Below are 14936 nucleotides of genomic sequence, written 5' to 3' on the forward strand. Positions count from 1 at the left end.
GAAGGCGCACCACGCTGTGTTCCAGTCAGCGCGGGAGCAGTCGCAGGGTGCCCTGGCGGTGCGCTTTCACGTCCGCCTCGCTGAAGTGCTGTGGCTGGTATGTGCCGGTCACGTGGGCGCTGGCCTGATCACCGTAGTGGGCGTCGAACGGCACGCCGCTCTGACCCACGGGAATGCCACCCAGGGCCTTGTCGGCGTTGCCGAGATCGACCAGACGCCGGGTCGAAGGGCCGTAGACCACGGGCCAGGGCGCCGGGCCGACCCGGTGCGACAGGTTGTTCGGCATTTCGTGACCGCCTGGCGCGGCCAGCGGACCGACATTGAGCAGCCAGGCCAGAGGCTGCTGCTGGCCAAGCGGGTGGTTGTGGGTGAGGGTATGGCCGCGGCCCCAGGTCCAGGCTGCCGCGTCATCGCCGAACACGCTGCGCAGGTGCTCCAGGCTGGCGCGCCAGGCCTCTGCGACTATCTGTGCGCGGCCTTCACGCTGCTCGCTGCCCTGGCGATTCCACCAGGGCGAATCGGCATTGGCGGTCAGGCGTGGCAGTGCGCTGTCGATCGCGCGGGTTTGCAACAGGCTGTCGAAGAATGCATCACCCAGCTCGTCGGCCATGGCTTCACGGGCGAGTTGATAGGTCAGCTGATTGAACAGGGCGGCTGCCACGGAATCGAGCGGGTGATCGCCATTCCACGCGGCGAGCTGTTCCACCAGCGCGCGCTCCTGGTCGTTCGCCGCCGCACTGCGCAGTTCATCCAGTATCGGTGCCAGCAGACGAGGGCCATAACCGGTACCAGGGTCGAGCTGCAGTGCCTGGCTGTTCTGCGTATCCCATTTCACAGAGGCATCGCTCAGGTGCCGGTTCAGGCGCTGGCCGCGGTCCGGCAGGTTGTAGTAACCGGGAATCTCGATACCACTGGCCGGCACCGGCTGGTAGTTGGCCGAGAGGATGTAGCCGCGCTGCGGATTCTCCTCCTGCGGGTTGGCGCTGAAGGGGTGATAGCCGAGCTTGTCCGCTTCAGCGCTGGCGCCGTCGAGAATGAAGGTCGGGTTGACGCCTTGCGGGCGCAGCGGCAGTTTGGCCGCGGCCCACCAGCCGATATCGCCGCCGGCGCCGGCCCAGACCACGTTGAGACCGGGGGCTTCGATCTTCTCGGCGGCCGTGCGGGCCTTGTCCAGGCTGTTGGCGCGGTTGAGCTGGTAGAAGGCATCGAGCATCGGGTTGTCGGTTTCGAGGAAGGCCCACCACATGGCGATCGGCGTGCTGCCGCTGGTTTCGCCCAGGGCATCGTTGATGATCGGCCCGTGCGGCGAACGGCGCAGGGTGATCTGCACCGGCTCGCCATCCTTGACACGGATGGTTTCCGTGCGTTGCTTGAGGTCGACCCACTTGCCCTGGTACCAGACCTGATTGGCGTTGTCCGGATTGACCCGCTCAGCGATCAGGTCGAGGTCATCGTTCTGGAACATGGTCAGGCTCCAGGCGAAGTCGCGGTTGTGGCCGAGCATCGCACTGGGGATCAGTGCATGGTGGTAGCCGTACAGCTCGTAGCCCGGCGCCTGCAGGTGCGCCTCGTACCAGACCGCCGGTAGCGAGAAGCGAATGTGCGGATCGCCGGCCAGCAGCGGCTTGCCGCTGGCGGTACGGCTGCCGGAAACGGCCCAGGCGTTGCTGCCTTCGAACTGCGGCAGGCCGGTGCCTGCCAGGGCGTCGTTGCTGAGTTGCGCCAGCGCGGACAGGTCCTGCCAGTCGCTGGCCGCGAGGGAGGTGCCGACCACGCCCTGCGGGTGCCAGTCGAGGTCGAACAGCTCAAGGTAGTCGGCGCCCAGTTCGTCGCGGATATGGGTCAGCACCGGCTCGGTGCGCAGGGCAGCGGCAAAGCTGTAGGCCATGTAACCGGCAACGCTGAGGGTGTCGGCTATGGTAAAGGGGCGTGGCTCGATGCCCAGGAGATCGAACTCCAGCGGGCGCGGGCGGCTGGCCTGGTACTGGTTGATGCCTTCCAGGTAGTGCTGCAGCGCCTGGGTGGACGGACTGTCGGCATCCAGGCGGGCGGCGTAGGCGTCGGCATGTCGGGCGAGCTCCAAGGTGCGGAACAGGCGGTCGGTGGGCAGCAGTTTCTCGCCGAGCACTTCGGCCAGTTCACCGCGCGCCAGGCGCCGCAGCAGTTCCATCTGGAACAGACGGTCCTGGGCGTGGACGAAGCCGAGCGCGCGGTACATATCCGCTTCATTCTCGGCGCGGATATGCGGCACGCCGCGTTCGTCGTAGTCGACCGCGACCGGTGCCTGCAGGGCACCGAGCAGCAGTTCGCCGTCGCGTTGCGGTTGCTTGTCGTGCAGATACCAGCCAAGGCCGCCTGCGGTCGCGGCAATCACCAGCGCAAGGGCGGTCAGGGAACGTTTCATCGAGCGATCCTTATTGTTGTAGGGCCAAGCGTGCAAGCATTTTGCTCAGGCGCGCAAACCTCGGCATTGACCAAACGCCTCAAGGTTGAAAGTCTATGGTCAATGTTCGACTGGAATCGCCATGGCCGATAGCGAATTCGTTGCCCTGACCCACTCCTCGACCCTGCGCCGGCTGCTCTACGAGGCTTTGGCAGCGCTGGGGTTGGATCCGACCGACACCTACCGGCGCGCTTATGCGGGTGTGCCGCTGCAGGCGCCGCTGCTGGATGCGCGGGAGGAGCACGACAATGCGCCGCGCTTCTGGCAGGCGCTGGAAGGCATCACCGGCGACGCGAATATAGGCCTGCACCTCGGAGAGGTGATGCAGCCACGGCCAATGGACGTGGTCGGCTACCTGTTGCTGGCGGCGCGCGACCTGCGTCAGGGCCTGCAGGCCTTCGTGCGCTTTCAGCACATCCTCTCCGGCGGTTTTGCTGCGCGCCTGGAAGAGCAGGGCGACGAAGCGCGCCTGGTGATCGATCTCAACTACCGCGAAGTTGGCTCGTTGCGCCAGCAGATGGAATGCTTGGCCGTGCTGCTGAGCAAGATGCTGGCGTCGGCCGCCGGCGGTGAACTGCCATTGCTGGGCGTCGAATTTCGCCACCGGGCGCCACGCAGGCTGGCCGAGCATCGGCGCCTGCTCGGCGTCGAGCCACGCTTCTCGCAACCGCATGACGTGCTGATTTTGCCGCGTGCGCTGCTCTCGCGGCCCTCGCGCAGCGCCAGCCCGCGCCTTTTCGAGGTGCTCAGCGAGGAAGCCGAGAAGCAACTGGCGGAGTTGGTGGAGAACCAGTTGCTGGTGCGGGTGCGCTACTGGCTGGAGGTCAACCTGGGCATTTCGACCTGTAGCCTGGAGGCCTGCGCGCTGGCGTTGGGCAGTAATCGCAGCGCCCTGCAGCGGGCGTTGAGCGAGCAGGGCAGCAGCTTTCGCACCCTGCACGATGAAGTGCGCCGTTTGCGGGCACTGCGCCTGCTCGACCAGGGCCTTGGTGTGCGCGAAGTGGCCCGGGCCTGCGGATTCGCCGAGCTGTCGCCGTTCTATCGTGCTTTCCGCCGGTGGCAGGGCAGTACCCCGAGGCAGTTGCTCAGCGGCTGACCTCGAAGCGCTGGCTGATCTGTCCCAGTCGTTCAGAGGCTGCGGCCAGGCGCTGGCTCTGCTCGGCCAGTCCGTCGGCATCGGCGGCATTGCGCTGGGCGATCGACTGCAGGCTGTCGAGGTTCTGCGTCACCTCACCGGTCACCATGGCCTGCTCCTGGGTCGCCGCGGCGATCAACTGGTTCATCTGGCTGATCGCCGCGATGGTGCTGGCCATCTCGTGCAGCTGCCCGGCAACGCTATCGCTGGCGGCGACGCAGCGTTGCACGCCGTCCTGGCTCAGCTGCATGGCATCGGTTGCACTGCGGCTGCTGGTCTGCAGGCGGGCGATGATCTGCTGGATCTCGGCGGTGGAGTGCGCGGTCTTCTGCGCCAGGTTGCGCACCTCGTCGGCGACCACGGCGAAGCCGCGACCCTGCTCGCCGGCACGCGCCGCCTCGATGGCGGCGTTGAGCGCCAGCAGATTGGTCTGCTCGGCGATGGCGCGGATCACGTCGAGCACGGTGCCGATCTGCTGAGATTGTTCGGCCAGCGACTGCACTTCGCGGTCGGTGCCTTCGATGTTGCTCGCCAGGCTGGCGATCTCCTGGCGGATGCGGCTCACCGCGGTGCTGCTATCGTCGGCCTGGCGGGTGGCGCTGCGCGCCGATTGCGCGGCCTGGTCCGCGTGGGCGGCGACATCCTCGATGGCCTGGCCCATGCGCCGCATCGCATCGCTCATGTGGGTCACTTCGTACTGCTGGCGCTGGGCGCCGTCGCGCAGCTCGGCGGTTGCATCGGACAGGTTGCGGCCCAACTGGTCGAGTTCGATGCTGTCCGCGACGCCGTGGCCAATCAGTTCTTCGAGCTGGTCGAGGAAATGGTTGAAGCGCTGCACCACCTTGCCCTGCTCGGGGCTGCGATAGCGCAGGTCGACGCTGTTCTCCTGGCGGGTGAGAAACTCCGTCGTCTCGCGTAGGGCAACGCCCTCGCGGGCCTCGGCGAAGGTCTGCCGGGCCAGGTAGATGAGGATGGCGCTCTCCAGCACCACGTAAAAGGCATGCAGGAAGATCGTCGGCCAGCTGCCCTCGCTCACCACCATCACCACGGCGCCCTGCTGTTGCAGGGCGAAGAAGCTCAGGTGGTGTGCGGCGATCACCCCGGCTGCCACCGCGATCGGCAGCCAGTCGCGGTAGTACACCAGAAACGCCAGCAGCACGAAGATGCCGAAGTGCATCTCGGCCAGGCCATCGCTCTGGTTGATGTGCAGGGCCGACATGACCATGAAGGCGGCGCCGATGCAGCAGCGCAGCAGCCGGCTGCCGGGTATCAGGTGCAGCAACAGGCTCATGCAGACCACCGTGCTGCCGCCCACCACCAGCGCCTGTGCCCAGGTGTCATGCCAGGCCGCCAGACCGAGGGCGTAGAAAAACATCAGCCACAGTACGCCGAGCATGATGCGGTCGGCCTTGTGGTAGTGGGCGTGCAGAGGATTGTTCGAGGTAACGTGCATGGTGGTGCCTGAATCGTACGCGGGAGCTGAGCGTACGCGTGCTGGGTGAATCGGAAATTGCGCGGGGTCAATCAACTGTTTCTGCCGACCAGTCGCAGAAGCAACCCACCGCGGCGGTATTGCTGGCATTGACCGCGCGGCCTGCCGCCAGCGCTTCAAGTATCGGCTCGATGAAGCTGTTGCTTGAGGTGCAGGTCAGCCCTTCGCTGTAGGGGCCGAAATAGGCAAGCTCGCCCTGCTGATCCCAGATGGCCACGGCCGGACTGGCCGGTAGCTCGGCGCTGCCGGGCAGGGTCTCGAGTGGCTGCAGGGCGCGCAGCTCGGCCGGCAGTTCGCCGCGGCTGCCGGGCTTTTGCAGCACATGAAACTGCACGCCCAGCGGTGCGTAATGGGCGATCAGCTCGGCGAGGTGTTGCTGGTTGCCCACGTTGCACGGGCAGGCCGGGTCCCAGAAATGCACCAGGCGGATCGGGCCTGGCCCGGCCAGATCGGCCGGCAGCTGCAGTCCGGTGCCGGAAAATACCGCCGCGCGCTCGTCGAAGGGCCGCAGATAGCGCGTCTCGAACCACCAGAACGCCAGCAGCATGCCGCCCAGCCAGATAACGGCGAGCAGGCTGGCTAGCAGGATTTTGAGCGAGGGGCGCGGCATGTGACACGGACCGGAGAAAAGGGTGCGTAGCTTGCCATGATGCGCCGGGCAGCTGAATATCGGTTGATCGAGAACGTCGTTGCCCCGCGCCGGTGCGCCGCACAGCTACCCACGGAAAGCCCATGTCAGAGCCATTTCACCCCGATAGACTGCGTCCGTTACTGCGCCCCTTGGCCGCAGCGCGGCTGGATCTGCCGGCGCTGCAGGCCTATCGCAGCTTCTATGGCCTGGATCTGGCGGCGCGTTTTGTCGGGCTGGACAACCGCCTGGGCAGTTTCAATGCCGCCGGATACCAGATTGCCGCGCAGCTGTGGGCGCCGGCCGAGCCGCAGGGCACCCTGCTGCTGCTGCACGGCTATTACGACCATATGGGCCTGTACCGGCACGTGGTCGAGTGGGCATTGAGCATGAACTTCGCCGTGCTGGCCTGCGACCTGCCGGGGCATGGCCTGTCCAGCGGGGCGCGCGCCAGCATCAGTGATTTCGCCGAGTATCAGCAGGTGCTCGCCGGCCTGTTCGAGCAGGCCAGCGAACTCGGACTTCCCCAGCCCTGGCATCTCTGTGGGCAGAGCACCGGCGGGGCGATCCTGCTGGATTATCTGCTCACCGATGGCCAGCGCCCCGAGCTGGGGCAGAGCATCCTGCTGGCGCCGCTGGTGCGGCCACGCGCCTGGGGCTGGTCGAAGCTCAGCTACCGCCTGCTAAGCCCTTTCGTCCGCGAGATCCCGCGGCGCTTCAGTGAAAACTCCAGCGACGCCACCTTCATCGACTTCGTGCACAACCTCGACCCGCTGCAGCCTCGCAGCCTGCCGACGGCCTGGGTCGGTGCGCTGGCTCAGTGGGTACCGAAAATCGAGGCGGCCGGACGCAGCGGGCACAGCCCGCTGATCATTCAGGGCGAGGCGGACATGACGGTGGATTGGCGCTACAACCTCGAAGTGCTGCAGGACAAGTTCCGTCAGCCGGAGATCCTGCGCCTGGCCGAGGCCCGTCATCATCTGGCCAACGAGAACGAGGCGCTGCGACGCAGCTACTTCGACTTCCTGCGCGAGCGGCTGGCTTAGATTCCCTGCGCCGCCGGCTCCAGCTCGTTGCTGCTCATGCCCACTGCCAGGCCGGCCCGCAGCGACCGCAGGGCGGCCTGGTAATAGGCCTTGCCGGCGTCGGACTGGGCGAATTCGACGAACTGCTCCAGCTCCGGGTCGCTCAGATCGCGGTAGACATGCAGCAGGGTGTTGTCGAGATCCTGCTCGATCTGCGCCATCAGGCGCTCACGCTGGCCATTGAGCAGTCCCTGGGCCTGGGTGCCACCGAGCAGGCCGGGAATCATCTGGCTGAGGCTGTCGGCCGCGACGCCGGCCAGCGCCAGACTGACCTCGGCACCGGCCTCCTTGGCGGGGATGGCCTGGGCCAGGTGGCGAATCAGCAGGCGACGGGTGGCATCGGCATCGGTGCGCGGCAGGCCGTTGGCGTACTTGGCCAGTTGATCGCTGCGGGTGGCCAGGGTTTCGGCAGCGACGATCTTGCGCCCCAGCTCGGATTCGAAGAAGGCCAGCGCCGGTCGCGGGTCGGCCAGCTCCATGCGCAGGCTGTTCTGTGCGCGCTGGTCGATGGCGGCAGCGGCGAAACGATGGTTGCTGTTATCCACCAGGGCCTGGAATACCGCCGGCGGCAGGGCGCTGCGATAGCGCTGCTGGGCGGCGTCGAGCGCCTGGTTGAAATGCTCGCGCTGCTGCGGCCAGCCGGCAGCCTGGTACAGGCGCTGGTGATCGTCGGCCTGGACGGGCCAGGCCAGGCCAATCAGCAACAGGGCAAACAGAACGTGCATCGAGAACTCCTTGGCAAACTTTCCGAGCCGGCCGAAGGCTGCTGCGGCCGGCTATTTTCGGCGGCTGGCAGGGGCTTGTCGAGCTATGTCTGGCGGCCATCCGCCGCTGTACAATCTCCGCCATGACCGAAGCCAGCCAGCAAGACCTCTTTTCCAGTCTTATCGACGACCTCGCCAGCCAGGGTTGGTCGCAACGGGCGTTGTTCGCCCCGCAGATTCTGACCCGTGAACTGGCCGCCGAGTGCCGCAAGCGGGCGCACGATGGCGAACTGAACCCGGCCAGCGTTGGCCGTGGCAGTACCCAGCAGGTGCAGGAGGGCATTCGCGGCGACCGTATCCAGTGGCTGGAGCCGGGCCAGAGCGAGGCCAGCGACCGCTACCTGCAACTGATGGATAAGCTGCGCCAGGCACTCAATCAGACGCTGTTTCTCGGGCTCGAGGACTTCGAATGCCATTTCGCCTGCTACGAGCCGGGCGCCTTCTACCTGCGTCACCTCGATCGTTTCCGCGATGACGACCGGCGTACGGTGTCGGCGGTGTTCTACCTGAACGAAGACTGGCAGGCCGAGCAGGGTGGGGCGCTGCGTCTGTACCTCAACGATGGGCGCGAACATGATGTGTTGCCGCAGGCCGGCACCCTGGCATTGTTTCTCTCCGGGGAAATGCCTCACGAGGTGCTGCCGGCCACCCGCGAGCGCCTGTCGCTGACGGGCTGGTTCAGGCGGCGCGGCAACGACGTGCTCTGAACACTTGCGCAACCGGCAGGGAGGATCGATGCAGAAAGTACTGGTCAGCCGCTGCCTGCTCGGGCATCGGGTGCGTTATGACGGCGGCGCTCACGGCCCCTTCGATCTGCTGCAGCAGTGGCTGGATGAAGGGCGGGTGGTGGCGCTGTGCCCGGAAGTGGCGGGTGGTTTGCCCACACCGCGCCCGCCGGCAGAGATCCGTGGCGGCCAGGGAGGCGCGGTACTGGATGGCAGGCTGCCGGTGCTGACCATCGACGGCGAGGACGTGACGGCTGCCTTTGTCGACGGCGCCGAGCAGGCGCTGGCGCTGGTGCGAGAGCATGGCATCGCACTGGCCCTGCTCAAGGCGCGCAGCCCTTCGTGCGGCAATCTGGAAAACTACGACGGCAGTTTCAGCGGCGTTCGTGTGTCGGGCGAGGGCGTGACCGCTGCCTTGCTGAAGCGATCCGGGGTGAAGGTGTTCAACGAAACGCAGCTGGCCGAGGCTGCCGCCGAGCTGGCGCGGTTGGAGCGGGCATGATTGATCCCGGCCGCAATCCGGTGCACGCCGAACATCTCTGACACGCATGAAAAAAGGGAGGCCAAGGCCTCCCTTTCTGTTTGCAGTTCCGGCTTAGAACAGCACGCGGCTGCGAATGGTGCCGTTGACCTGCTGCAGCTTCTCCAGGGCCAGATCGGAATATGCGGCGTCGACGTCGATCACCACGTAGCCGACCTTGTCGTTGGTCTGCAGGAACTGGCCGGAGATGTTGATGCCGTTGTCGGCGAACACCTTGTTGATCTCGCTCATCACACCCGGGATGTTCTTGTGGATGTGCAGCAGACGGTGCTTGCCCGGGTGTGCCGGCAGGGCGACTTCCGGGAAGTTGACCGAGGACACCGACGTACCGTTGTCGCTGTACTTGACCAGCTTCTCGGCCACTTCCAGGCCGATGTTGGCCTGAGCCTCGGCGGTGGAGCCGCCGATGTGCGGGGTCAGGATCACGCGATCCAGGCCGCGCAGCGGGCTCTCGAACTCCTCGTCGTTGGACTTGGGCTCGACCGGGAATACGTCGATGGCGGCGCCGATCAGGTGTTCGTCCTTGATCGCTTCGGCCAGAGCTTCCAGGCGTACCACGGTGCCGCGCGCGGCGTTGATCAGGATGCCGCCCTTCTTCATGGCGCGGATTTCCTTCTCGCCGATCATCCACTGGGTGGACGGCAGCTCCGGTACGTGCAGCGAGACGATGTCGCACAGGCCCAGCAGTTCGTACAGGTCGCCGACCTGCTGTGCATTGCCCAGAGGCAGCTTGGTTACGGTGTCATAGAAAAACACCTGCATGCCCATGGCTTCGGCCAGTACCGAGAGCTGGGTGCCGATGGAGCCGTAACCGATGATGCCCAGCTTCTTGCCGCGGATCTCGAAGGAGTTGGCCGCCGACTTGATCCAGCCGCCACGGTGGCAGGAGGCGTTCTTTTCGGGGATGCCGCGCAGCAGCAGGATGGCCTGGGCCAGTACCAGCTCGGCCACCGAGCGGGTGTTGGAATAGGGGGCGTTGAATACCGCGATACCGCGCTCGCGGGCGGCGTCCAGGTCGACCTGGTTGGTGCCGATGCAGAAGCAGCCGACGGCGACCAGCTTCTTCGCGCAGTCGAAGACCTCGGCGGTCAGCTGGGTGCGCGAGCGAATGCCGATGAAGTGGGCATCGGCGATCTTTTCTTTCAGCTCTTCGCCTGACAGCGCGCCCTTGAGGTACTCGATGTTGCTGTAGCCGGCGGCCTTCAGCGTGTCCACGGCGTTCTGGTGCACGCCTTCGAGAAGAAGGAACTTAATCTTGCTCTTGTCGAGAGAGGTCTTGCTCATCGGAGTACCTGTTGTCCCAGGGATATGTTCAGGGAAGGGCTGAGAGACTCAGCCAGCGCCCGTGGATCACCACATGGCTCGAATCACGGGGTGCGTATGCTAGCATGTTCGCCTTTTTCAATGCTCGGTTGCGACCTGAATGGTTCTCAGGGCGACCATGAATCCTTTGAGAGTTCCGTAGATGACCACCCCCGCCCAGATCGAAGAGCTGAAGACCCTGGTTGAGCCCGGCAAGGTGCTGACCGATGCCGATTCCCTGGAAACCTACGGCAAGGACTGGACCAAGCAGTTCGCTCCGGCGCCCTCGGCCATCGTCTTCCCCAAGACCACCGAGCAGGTTCAGGCCATCGTACGCTGGGCCAACCAGCACAAGATCGCGCTGGTGCCGTCGGGTGGCCGCACCGGCCTGTCCGCGGCTGCGGTGGCGGCCAATGGCGAGGTGGTGGTGTCGTTCGACTACATGAACCGCATCGTCGAATTCAACGAATACGACCGCACCGTGGTCTGCCAGCCGGGCGTGGTGACCAAGCAACTGCAGCTGTTCGCCGAAGAGAAGGGCCTGTATTACCCGGTGGACTTCGCATCGAGCGGTTCCAGTCAGATTGGCGGCAATATCGGCACAAATGCCGGCGGGATCAAGGTGATTCGCTACGGCATGACCCGTAACTGGGTGGCCGGCCTGAAAGTGGTCACCGGTACCGGCGAGCTGCTGGAACTGAACCGCGACCTGATCAAGAACGCCACCGGCTACGACCTGCGCCAGCTGTTCATCGGCGCCGAGGGCACCCTGGGCTTCGTCGTCGAGGCCACCATGCGTCTGGAGCGTGCACCGAAGAACCTCACCGCGATGGTCCTCGGTACGCCTGATTTCGACTCGATCATGCCGGTGCTGCACGCCTTCCAGGGCAAGCTCGACCTGACCGCCTTCGAGTTCTTCTCCGACAAGTGCCTGGAGAAGATCCTCGGTCGTGGCGACGTACCGGCGCCGTTCGAGAGCCGCACGCCGTTCTACGCCCTGCTGGAATTCGAGGCGCTGAACGAGGACGTGGCCAACGAGGCACTGGCAACCTTCGAGCACTGCGTCGAGCAGGGCTGGGTGCTCGACGGCGTGATGAGCCAGAGCCAGCAGCAGCTGGAGAACCTGTGGAAGCTGCGCGAGTACATCTCCGAGACCATCAGCCACTGGGTTCCTTACAAGAACGATATCTCCGTCACCGTCGGCCAGGTACCGGCCTTCCTCAAGGACATCGACGACATCGTGTCGGCCAACTACCCGGATTTCGACGTGCTCTGGTACGGCCACATCGGCGACGGCAACCTGCACCTGAACATCCTCAAGCCTGAGGCGCTGGCCAAGGAAGATTTCTTCGCCAAGTGCGCGGTGGTCAACAAGTGGGTGTTCGAGATCGTCGAGAAATACAACGGCTCGATCAGCGCCGAACACGGTGTGGGCATGACCAAGCGCGACTACCTGCAGTACAGCCGCTCGCCTGCCGAGATTGCCTGCATGAAGGCGATCAAGGCGGTGTTCGATCCCAACGGGATCATGAACCCCGGCAAGATCTTCGCCTGACCGGAAACGCCCGCCTGACAGCGGGCGTTTTCGTATCCGGCCTGGTGTCGGTTAAGGTACGGGACCGGCCACAAGCCGCGATGCCCACAATACGAACAACACAGGAGTCGGTGATGAGCTATCAGCACCAGTACGTCGACGGTACCACCGTCCACTTCCCGCTCGGCAAGGTCGTCTGCATCGGCCGTAATTACGCCGAACACGCCAAGGAACTGAACAACCCGGTACCCAGCGAGCCGCTGCTGTTCATCAAGCCGGGTTCCTGCGTGGTACCGCTCGAGGGTGGCTTCAGCATCCCTGATGATCGCGGTGCGGTGCATTACGAGGCGGAGATCGCCGTGCTGATCGGCAAGCCGCTGTCATCGAGGCCCGATGTCGAGGAAGTGCGTGACGCCATCAGCGGCTTCGCTCCGGCGCTGGACCTGACCCTGCGCGACGTGCAGGCCAAGCTCAAGGAGAAGGGCTATCCCTGGGAAATCGCCAAGAGCTTCGACGGTGCCTGCGTGCTGGCGCCCTTCGTGCCGGGCGATGCCATCGAGGATCTGGCCGATATCGGCATCCGTCTGGTCATCAACGGTGAAACCCGCCAGGATGGCAACAGCCGCGACATGCTCAACCCCATCGTCGGCATGATCCAGCACATGGCCGGGCACTTCGCCCTGCAGCCGGGCGACGTAATTCTCACCGGCACGCCGGTCGGCGTCGGTGCGCTGAACAAGGGCGACGAGCTGGTGCTGGAACTGGTCGGCCACAGTCGCTTCACCAGCCGCGTGCTCTAAGCGGCGTACTGCTCGGCCTCCACTGGGGCCGCAGACCAACCGCCGCCCGCTGGGGCGGCGGAACCCCTGTCGACAGCGGATGTCGGATCGCCATCAAGCAGCCGAGTTGTCGCCGATGCCCGCTCTCTTCCGCAAGCTCCGCCGTCCCCGCTACTGGCTTTCAGGCCTGGCCGTCATCGCCTTGAGTGTGTCGGTGCTGACCCAGCATTGGGATGATCGCGCCCGGCTCTGGCTGCAGGAGCGCTCCACGCCGCTGGTCGACCGCCTGGCCAGTGTCTGGCTGCCGGGTTATCGCGCCGTGATCCAGGCCAAGGCCCTGTACGGTCTGGAGGAGGATGAAACCTCGGGACTGACCTACAACCCGGCCACCGGCACGCTTTTCACCGTCACCGGCAAGAATCCGCTGCTGGTGGAGTTGTCGCTGGAAGGCGAGATTCTGCGCCGTATCGTGCTCAAGGGCTTTGCCGACCCGGAAGCCGTGGAGATGATCGACAACGGGCGCATGGCCATCGTCGACGAGCGCCGGCGCCAACTCACCGCCTTCACGCTGGAGGACGACGATCTCGAACTGGACGCCGCGGACTTCCAGGGCTTCGATCTGGGATTCGCCGATGCCGGCAACAAGGGGTTCGAAGGGCTGGGTTGGGATTCGCGCAGCCAGAGCCTGCTGCTCGGCAAGGAGCGCTCTCCGCTGGGGCTGTTCAGTCTGCCCTTTCCTGGCGAGGACGGCGCTGTCGGAGCGCTGCAGCCGCTGATGGCCGGCAATCTGGGGCTGCGCGATATTTCCTCGCTCAGCGTAGATGGGCGCACCGGCCACCTGCTGGTGCTGTCCGACGAGTCGCGCATGCTGCTGGAGCTGGACCGCAGCGGTCAACCGGTCAGCTTCCTCAGTCTTGCCGGCGGTCTCAACGGGCTGGATCAGGGTATCGAACAGGCCGAAGGCGTGGCCATGGATGACGACGGCAATATCTATATCGTGGCCGAGCCCAACCTCTTCTATGTGTTCAGCAAATCGGCGCCGGATGCCAGTTGAGCCTGGTGGCGCATTCAGCTTGGCTTAAGCGGCGATTCAGTCTGGCTTCAGCTAGCGGCACTAATCTGACCCCGTCACTTACGAACAACGAGGTTCACACCATGAAACGTACCGCCCTCGCTCTTATGGTTCTGCCGCTGCTCAGCACCGCTGCTTTCGCCACCGGCTACACCGGTCCGGGTGCCGCCGCGCAGGTCACCACCGTTGCCGCCGCGCTGGAAGCTGCCGACGATACTCATGTCGTGCTGGAAGGCCAGATCGTCAAGCGTCTGCAGGATGAACTCTATGAGTTCAAGGACGCCACCGGCACCATCCAGGTGGAGATCGATGACGAAGACTGGCCGGCCCAGAAGGTCTCGGAAAACACCAAGGTGCGCCTGACCGGTGAGGTCGACAAGGACTTCAACAGTCATGAGGTCGACGTTGATCGTGTCGAGCTGATCAACTGATCGCAGCTAACCGCCCGCCCGCCACGTGAAATCCGTGGCGGGCTTTTCGTGGTCGTCAGAGAATTTCACCATGCGCCGTCTGCTCTCCATCAACCCCTGGCTGTATCTGCTGTTCTTCGTGTTGTTGGTCGTCGCTGTACTGGGTCAGCAGTATCGGCTGTTCGAACGGGCATGGTTCTCCGTGCAGGAGTGGCAGCATGGCGCGCAGTGGCGCGAGCAGTCGCTGTGGCTGGGCGACTACCGTGTGGCCATCGAGGCCAAGCCCATCGCGGAGATCCGCGATGTCTCGGCGCTGACCTTCGATCCGGACCGCCGCACGCTGTTCAGCGTCACCAACAAACCGGCCAAGGTGGTCGAACTGAGCCTGCAGGGCGATCTTCTGCGCACCATCGATCTGGAAGGTTTCGGTGATCCCGAGGCCATCGAGTACGTGGCGCCCGGGACCTATGTAATCGCCGACGAGCGCGAACAGCGCCTGGTCAAGGTGCGTATCGACGATGCCACTCGGGTACTCGCTGCCGCCGATTTCCAGCAGCTCTCGCTGGGCATCGGCCGCAACGGCAACAAGGGGTTCGAGGGGCTGGCCTATGACGCTGCCAACCAGCGTCTGCTGGTAGCCAAGGAGCGCGATCCGGTGCGTATTTTCGAGGTGCTCGGCTTCCCGCATGTCGAGGAAGGCAAGCCGCTGGCGTTGCAGGTCAATACCGATCCCAAGCGTGATGCCCGCCTCTTCGTGCGTGACCTCTCCAGTCTGGACTTCGATGCGGCGACCGGCCATCTGCTGGCGCTGTCGGACGAGTCGCGCCTGGTGATCGAGCTGAATGCCCAGGGCAAGCCGATCAGCACCCTGTCGCTATTGCGCGGCCAGCACGGCCTCAAGCGCAGCGTGCCGCAGGCCGAGGGCATGGCGATGGATGATGAGGGCAACCTCTATCTGATCAGCGAACCGAATCTGTTCTACGTCTTCAAACAGGCTGCGCGTTGAGTCGCAGGCTTGCGGCGGCA

At 65.0% G+C, this 14936-nt stretch carries 14 protein-coding genes; 9 read left to right on the forward strand and 5 right to left on the reverse strand.

Translation table 11 applies throughout. The annotated features are described in order from the left end of the window. Positions 1-25: 25 nt before the first annotated feature. Positions 26-2404 carry a penicillin acylase family protein gene (locus OEG79_RS01705; protein ID WP_264147164.1) on the reverse strand — a complete coding sequence of 793 codons (2379 nt, stop codon included), beginning with the start codon at positions 2402-2404 and terminating at the stop codon, positions 26-28. Positions 2405-2525: 121 nt separating this feature from the next. Between OEG79_RS01705 and OEG79_RS01710 the strand changes: the two genes are divergently transcribed. Beyond that, entirely contained in the window at positions 2526-3539 is a 1014-nt protein-coding gene (locus OEG79_RS01710) for an AraC family transcriptional regulator (protein WP_264147165.1), read from the forward strand. Here the strand turns inward: OEG79_RS01710 and OEG79_RS01715 are convergent. Further along, positions 3529-5031 carry a methyl-accepting chemotaxis protein gene (locus OEG79_RS01715; RefSeq protein ID WP_264147166.1) on the reverse strand — a complete coding sequence of 501 codons (1503 nt, stop codon included), beginning with the start codon at positions 5029-5031 and terminating at the stop codon, positions 3529-3531. The two genes, OEG79_RS01710 and OEG79_RS01715, sit on opposite strands and share 11 nt — an antisense overlap. A 67-nt stretch (positions 5032-5098) precedes the next feature. Further along, the gene (locus OEG79_RS01720; RefSeq protein WP_264147167.1) at positions 5099-5680 is read right to left on the reverse strand and encodes a DUF6436 domain-containing protein; all 582 of its coding nucleotides are present in this window, start codon (positions 5678-5680) and stop codon (positions 5099-5101) included. Positions 5681-5802: 122 nt separating this feature from the next. Here OEG79_RS01720 and OEG79_RS01725 point away from each other — a divergent pair, with 122 nt between their 5' ends. Then, positions 5803-6744, forward strand: a complete 942-nt coding sequence (locus OEG79_RS01725; protein WP_264147168.1) for an alpha/beta hydrolase — start codon at positions 5803-5805, stop codon at positions 6742-6744. On the opposite strand, the gene OEG79_RS01730 is transcribed toward OEG79_RS01725, so the two are convergent. Continuing rightward, a complete protein-coding gene (locus tag OEG79_RS01730; protein ID WP_264147169.1) occupies positions 6741-7508 on the reverse strand; it encodes a hypothetical protein in 768 nt (255 codons plus the stop codon). The two genes, OEG79_RS01725 and OEG79_RS01730, sit on opposite strands and share 4 nt — an antisense overlap. A gap of 122 nt (positions 7509-7630) precedes the next feature. On the opposite strand from OEG79_RS01730, the gene OEG79_RS01735 reads away from it, so the two are divergent. Together OEG79_RS01735 and OEG79_RS01740 are read left to right on the forward strand one after the other, a co-directional pair. Further along, positions 7631-8254: a 2OG-Fe(II) oxygenase gene (locus OEG79_RS01735; RefSeq protein WP_264147170.1), complete on the forward strand. Its 624-nt coding sequence runs from the start codon at positions 7631-7633 to the stop codon at positions 8252-8254. Between the two features lie 28 nt (positions 8255-8282). Beyond that, positions 8283-8774: a DUF523 domain-containing protein gene (locus OEG79_RS01740; protein ID WP_264147171.1), complete on the forward strand. Its 492-nt coding sequence runs from the start codon at positions 8283-8285 to the stop codon at positions 8772-8774. A 93-nt stretch (positions 8775-8867) separates the two neighbouring features. Here the strand turns inward: OEG79_RS01740 and serA are convergent, their stop codons facing one another. Further along, positions 8868-10097 carry a phosphoglycerate dehydrogenase gene (serA, locus tag OEG79_RS01745; protein ID WP_264147172.1) on the reverse strand — a complete coding sequence of 410 codons (1230 nt, stop codon included), beginning with the start codon at positions 10095-10097 and terminating at the stop codon, positions 8868-8870. 181 nt (positions 10098-10278) lie between these two features. On the opposite strand from serA, the gene OEG79_RS01750 reads away from it, so the two are divergent. The 5 genes from OEG79_RS01750 (at position 10279) to OEG79_RS01770 (ending at position 14916) form a co-directional block, all read left to right on the forward strand. Next, on the forward strand, positions 10279-11670 hold the full coding sequence (locus OEG79_RS01750) for an FAD-binding oxidoreductase (RefSeq protein WP_264147173.1): 1392 nt from the start codon (positions 10279-10281) through the stop codon (positions 11668-11670). A 113-nt stretch (positions 11671-11783) separates the two neighbouring features. After that, on the forward strand, positions 11784-12449 hold the full coding sequence (locus OEG79_RS01755; RefSeq protein WP_264147174.1) for a fumarylacetoacetate hydrolase family protein: 666 nt from the start codon (positions 11784-11786) through the stop codon (positions 12447-12449). Positions 12450-12564: 115 nt separating this feature from the next. Beyond that, complete coding sequence (locus tag OEG79_RS01760; protein ID WP_264147175.1) at positions 12565-13482, forward strand: SdiA-regulated domain-containing protein; 918 nt, start codon at positions 12565-12567, stop codon at positions 13480-13482. Between the two features lie 101 nt (positions 13483-13583). Further along, complete coding sequence (locus OEG79_RS01765) at positions 13584-13931, forward strand: NirD/YgiW/YdeI family stress tolerance protein (protein ID WP_264147176.1); 348 nt, start codon at positions 13584-13586, stop codon at positions 13929-13931. A gap of 70 nt (positions 13932-14001) precedes the next feature. Next, a complete protein-coding gene (locus tag OEG79_RS01770; protein ID WP_264147177.1) occupies positions 14002-14916 on the forward strand; it encodes an SdiA-regulated domain-containing protein in 915 nt (304 codons plus the stop codon). Positions 14917-14936 lie beyond the last annotated feature (20 nt).

Origin of the sequence: Pseudomonas sp. Z8(2022), from assembly GCF_025837155.1 — a bacterium.
In the GTDB taxonomy this organism is placed as follows: domain Bacteria; phylum Pseudomonadota; class Gammaproteobacteria; order Pseudomonadales; family Pseudomonadaceae; genus Aquipseudomonas.

Excerpts from the sequence above, each read along its gene's own strand:
- OEG79_RS01705 (WP_264147164.1), bottom strand. The coding sequence starts at position 2,404 with ATGAAACGTTCCCTGACCGCCCTTGCGCTGGTGATTGCCGCGACCGCA.
- OEG79_RS01710 (WP_264147165.1), top strand. The coding sequence starts at position 2,526 with ATGGCCGATAGCGAATTCGTTGCCCTGACCCACTCCTCGACCCTGCGC.
- OEG79_RS01715 (WP_264147166.1), bottom strand. The coding sequence starts at position 5,031 with ATGCACGTTACCTCGAACAATCCTCTGCACGCCCACTACCACAAGGCC.
- OEG79_RS01720 (WP_264147167.1), bottom strand. The coding sequence starts at position 5,680 with ATGCCGCGCCCCTCGCTCAAAATCCTGCTAGCCAGCCTGCTCGCCGTT.
- OEG79_RS01725 (WP_264147168.1), top strand. The coding sequence starts at position 5,803 with ATGTCAGAGCCATTTCACCCCGATAGACTGCGTCCGTTACTGCGCCCC.
- OEG79_RS01730 (WP_264147169.1), bottom strand. The coding sequence starts at position 7,508 with ATGCACGTTCTGTTTGCCCTGTTGCTGATTGGCCTGGCCTGGCCCGTC.
- OEG79_RS01735 (WP_264147170.1), top strand. The coding sequence starts at position 7,631 with ATGACCGAAGCCAGCCAGCAAGACCTCTTTTCCAGTCTTATCGACGAC.
- OEG79_RS01740 (WP_264147171.1), top strand. The coding sequence starts at position 8,283 with ATGCAGAAAGTACTGGTCAGCCGCTGCCTGCTCGGGCATCGGGTGCGT.
- serA (WP_264147172.1), bottom strand. The coding sequence starts at position 10,097 with ATGAGCAAGACCTCTCTCGACAAGAGCAAGATTAAGTTCCTTCTTCTC.
- OEG79_RS01750 (WP_264147173.1), top strand. The coding sequence starts at position 10,279 with ATGACCACCCCCGCCCAGATCGAAGAGCTGAAGACCCTGGTTGAGCCC.
- OEG79_RS01755 (WP_264147174.1), top strand. The coding sequence starts at position 11,784 with ATGAGCTATCAGCACCAGTACGTCGACGGTACCACCGTCCACTTCCCG.
- OEG79_RS01760 (WP_264147175.1), top strand. The coding sequence starts at position 12,565 with ATGCCCGCTCTCTTCCGCAAGCTCCGCCGTCCCCGCTACTGGCTTTCA.
- OEG79_RS01765 (WP_264147176.1), top strand. The coding sequence starts at position 13,584 with ATGAAACGTACCGCCCTCGCTCTTATGGTTCTGCCGCTGCTCAGCACC.
- OEG79_RS01770 (WP_264147177.1), top strand. The coding sequence starts at position 14,002 with ATGCGCCGTCTGCTCTCCATCAACCCCTGGCTGTATCTGCTGTTCTTC.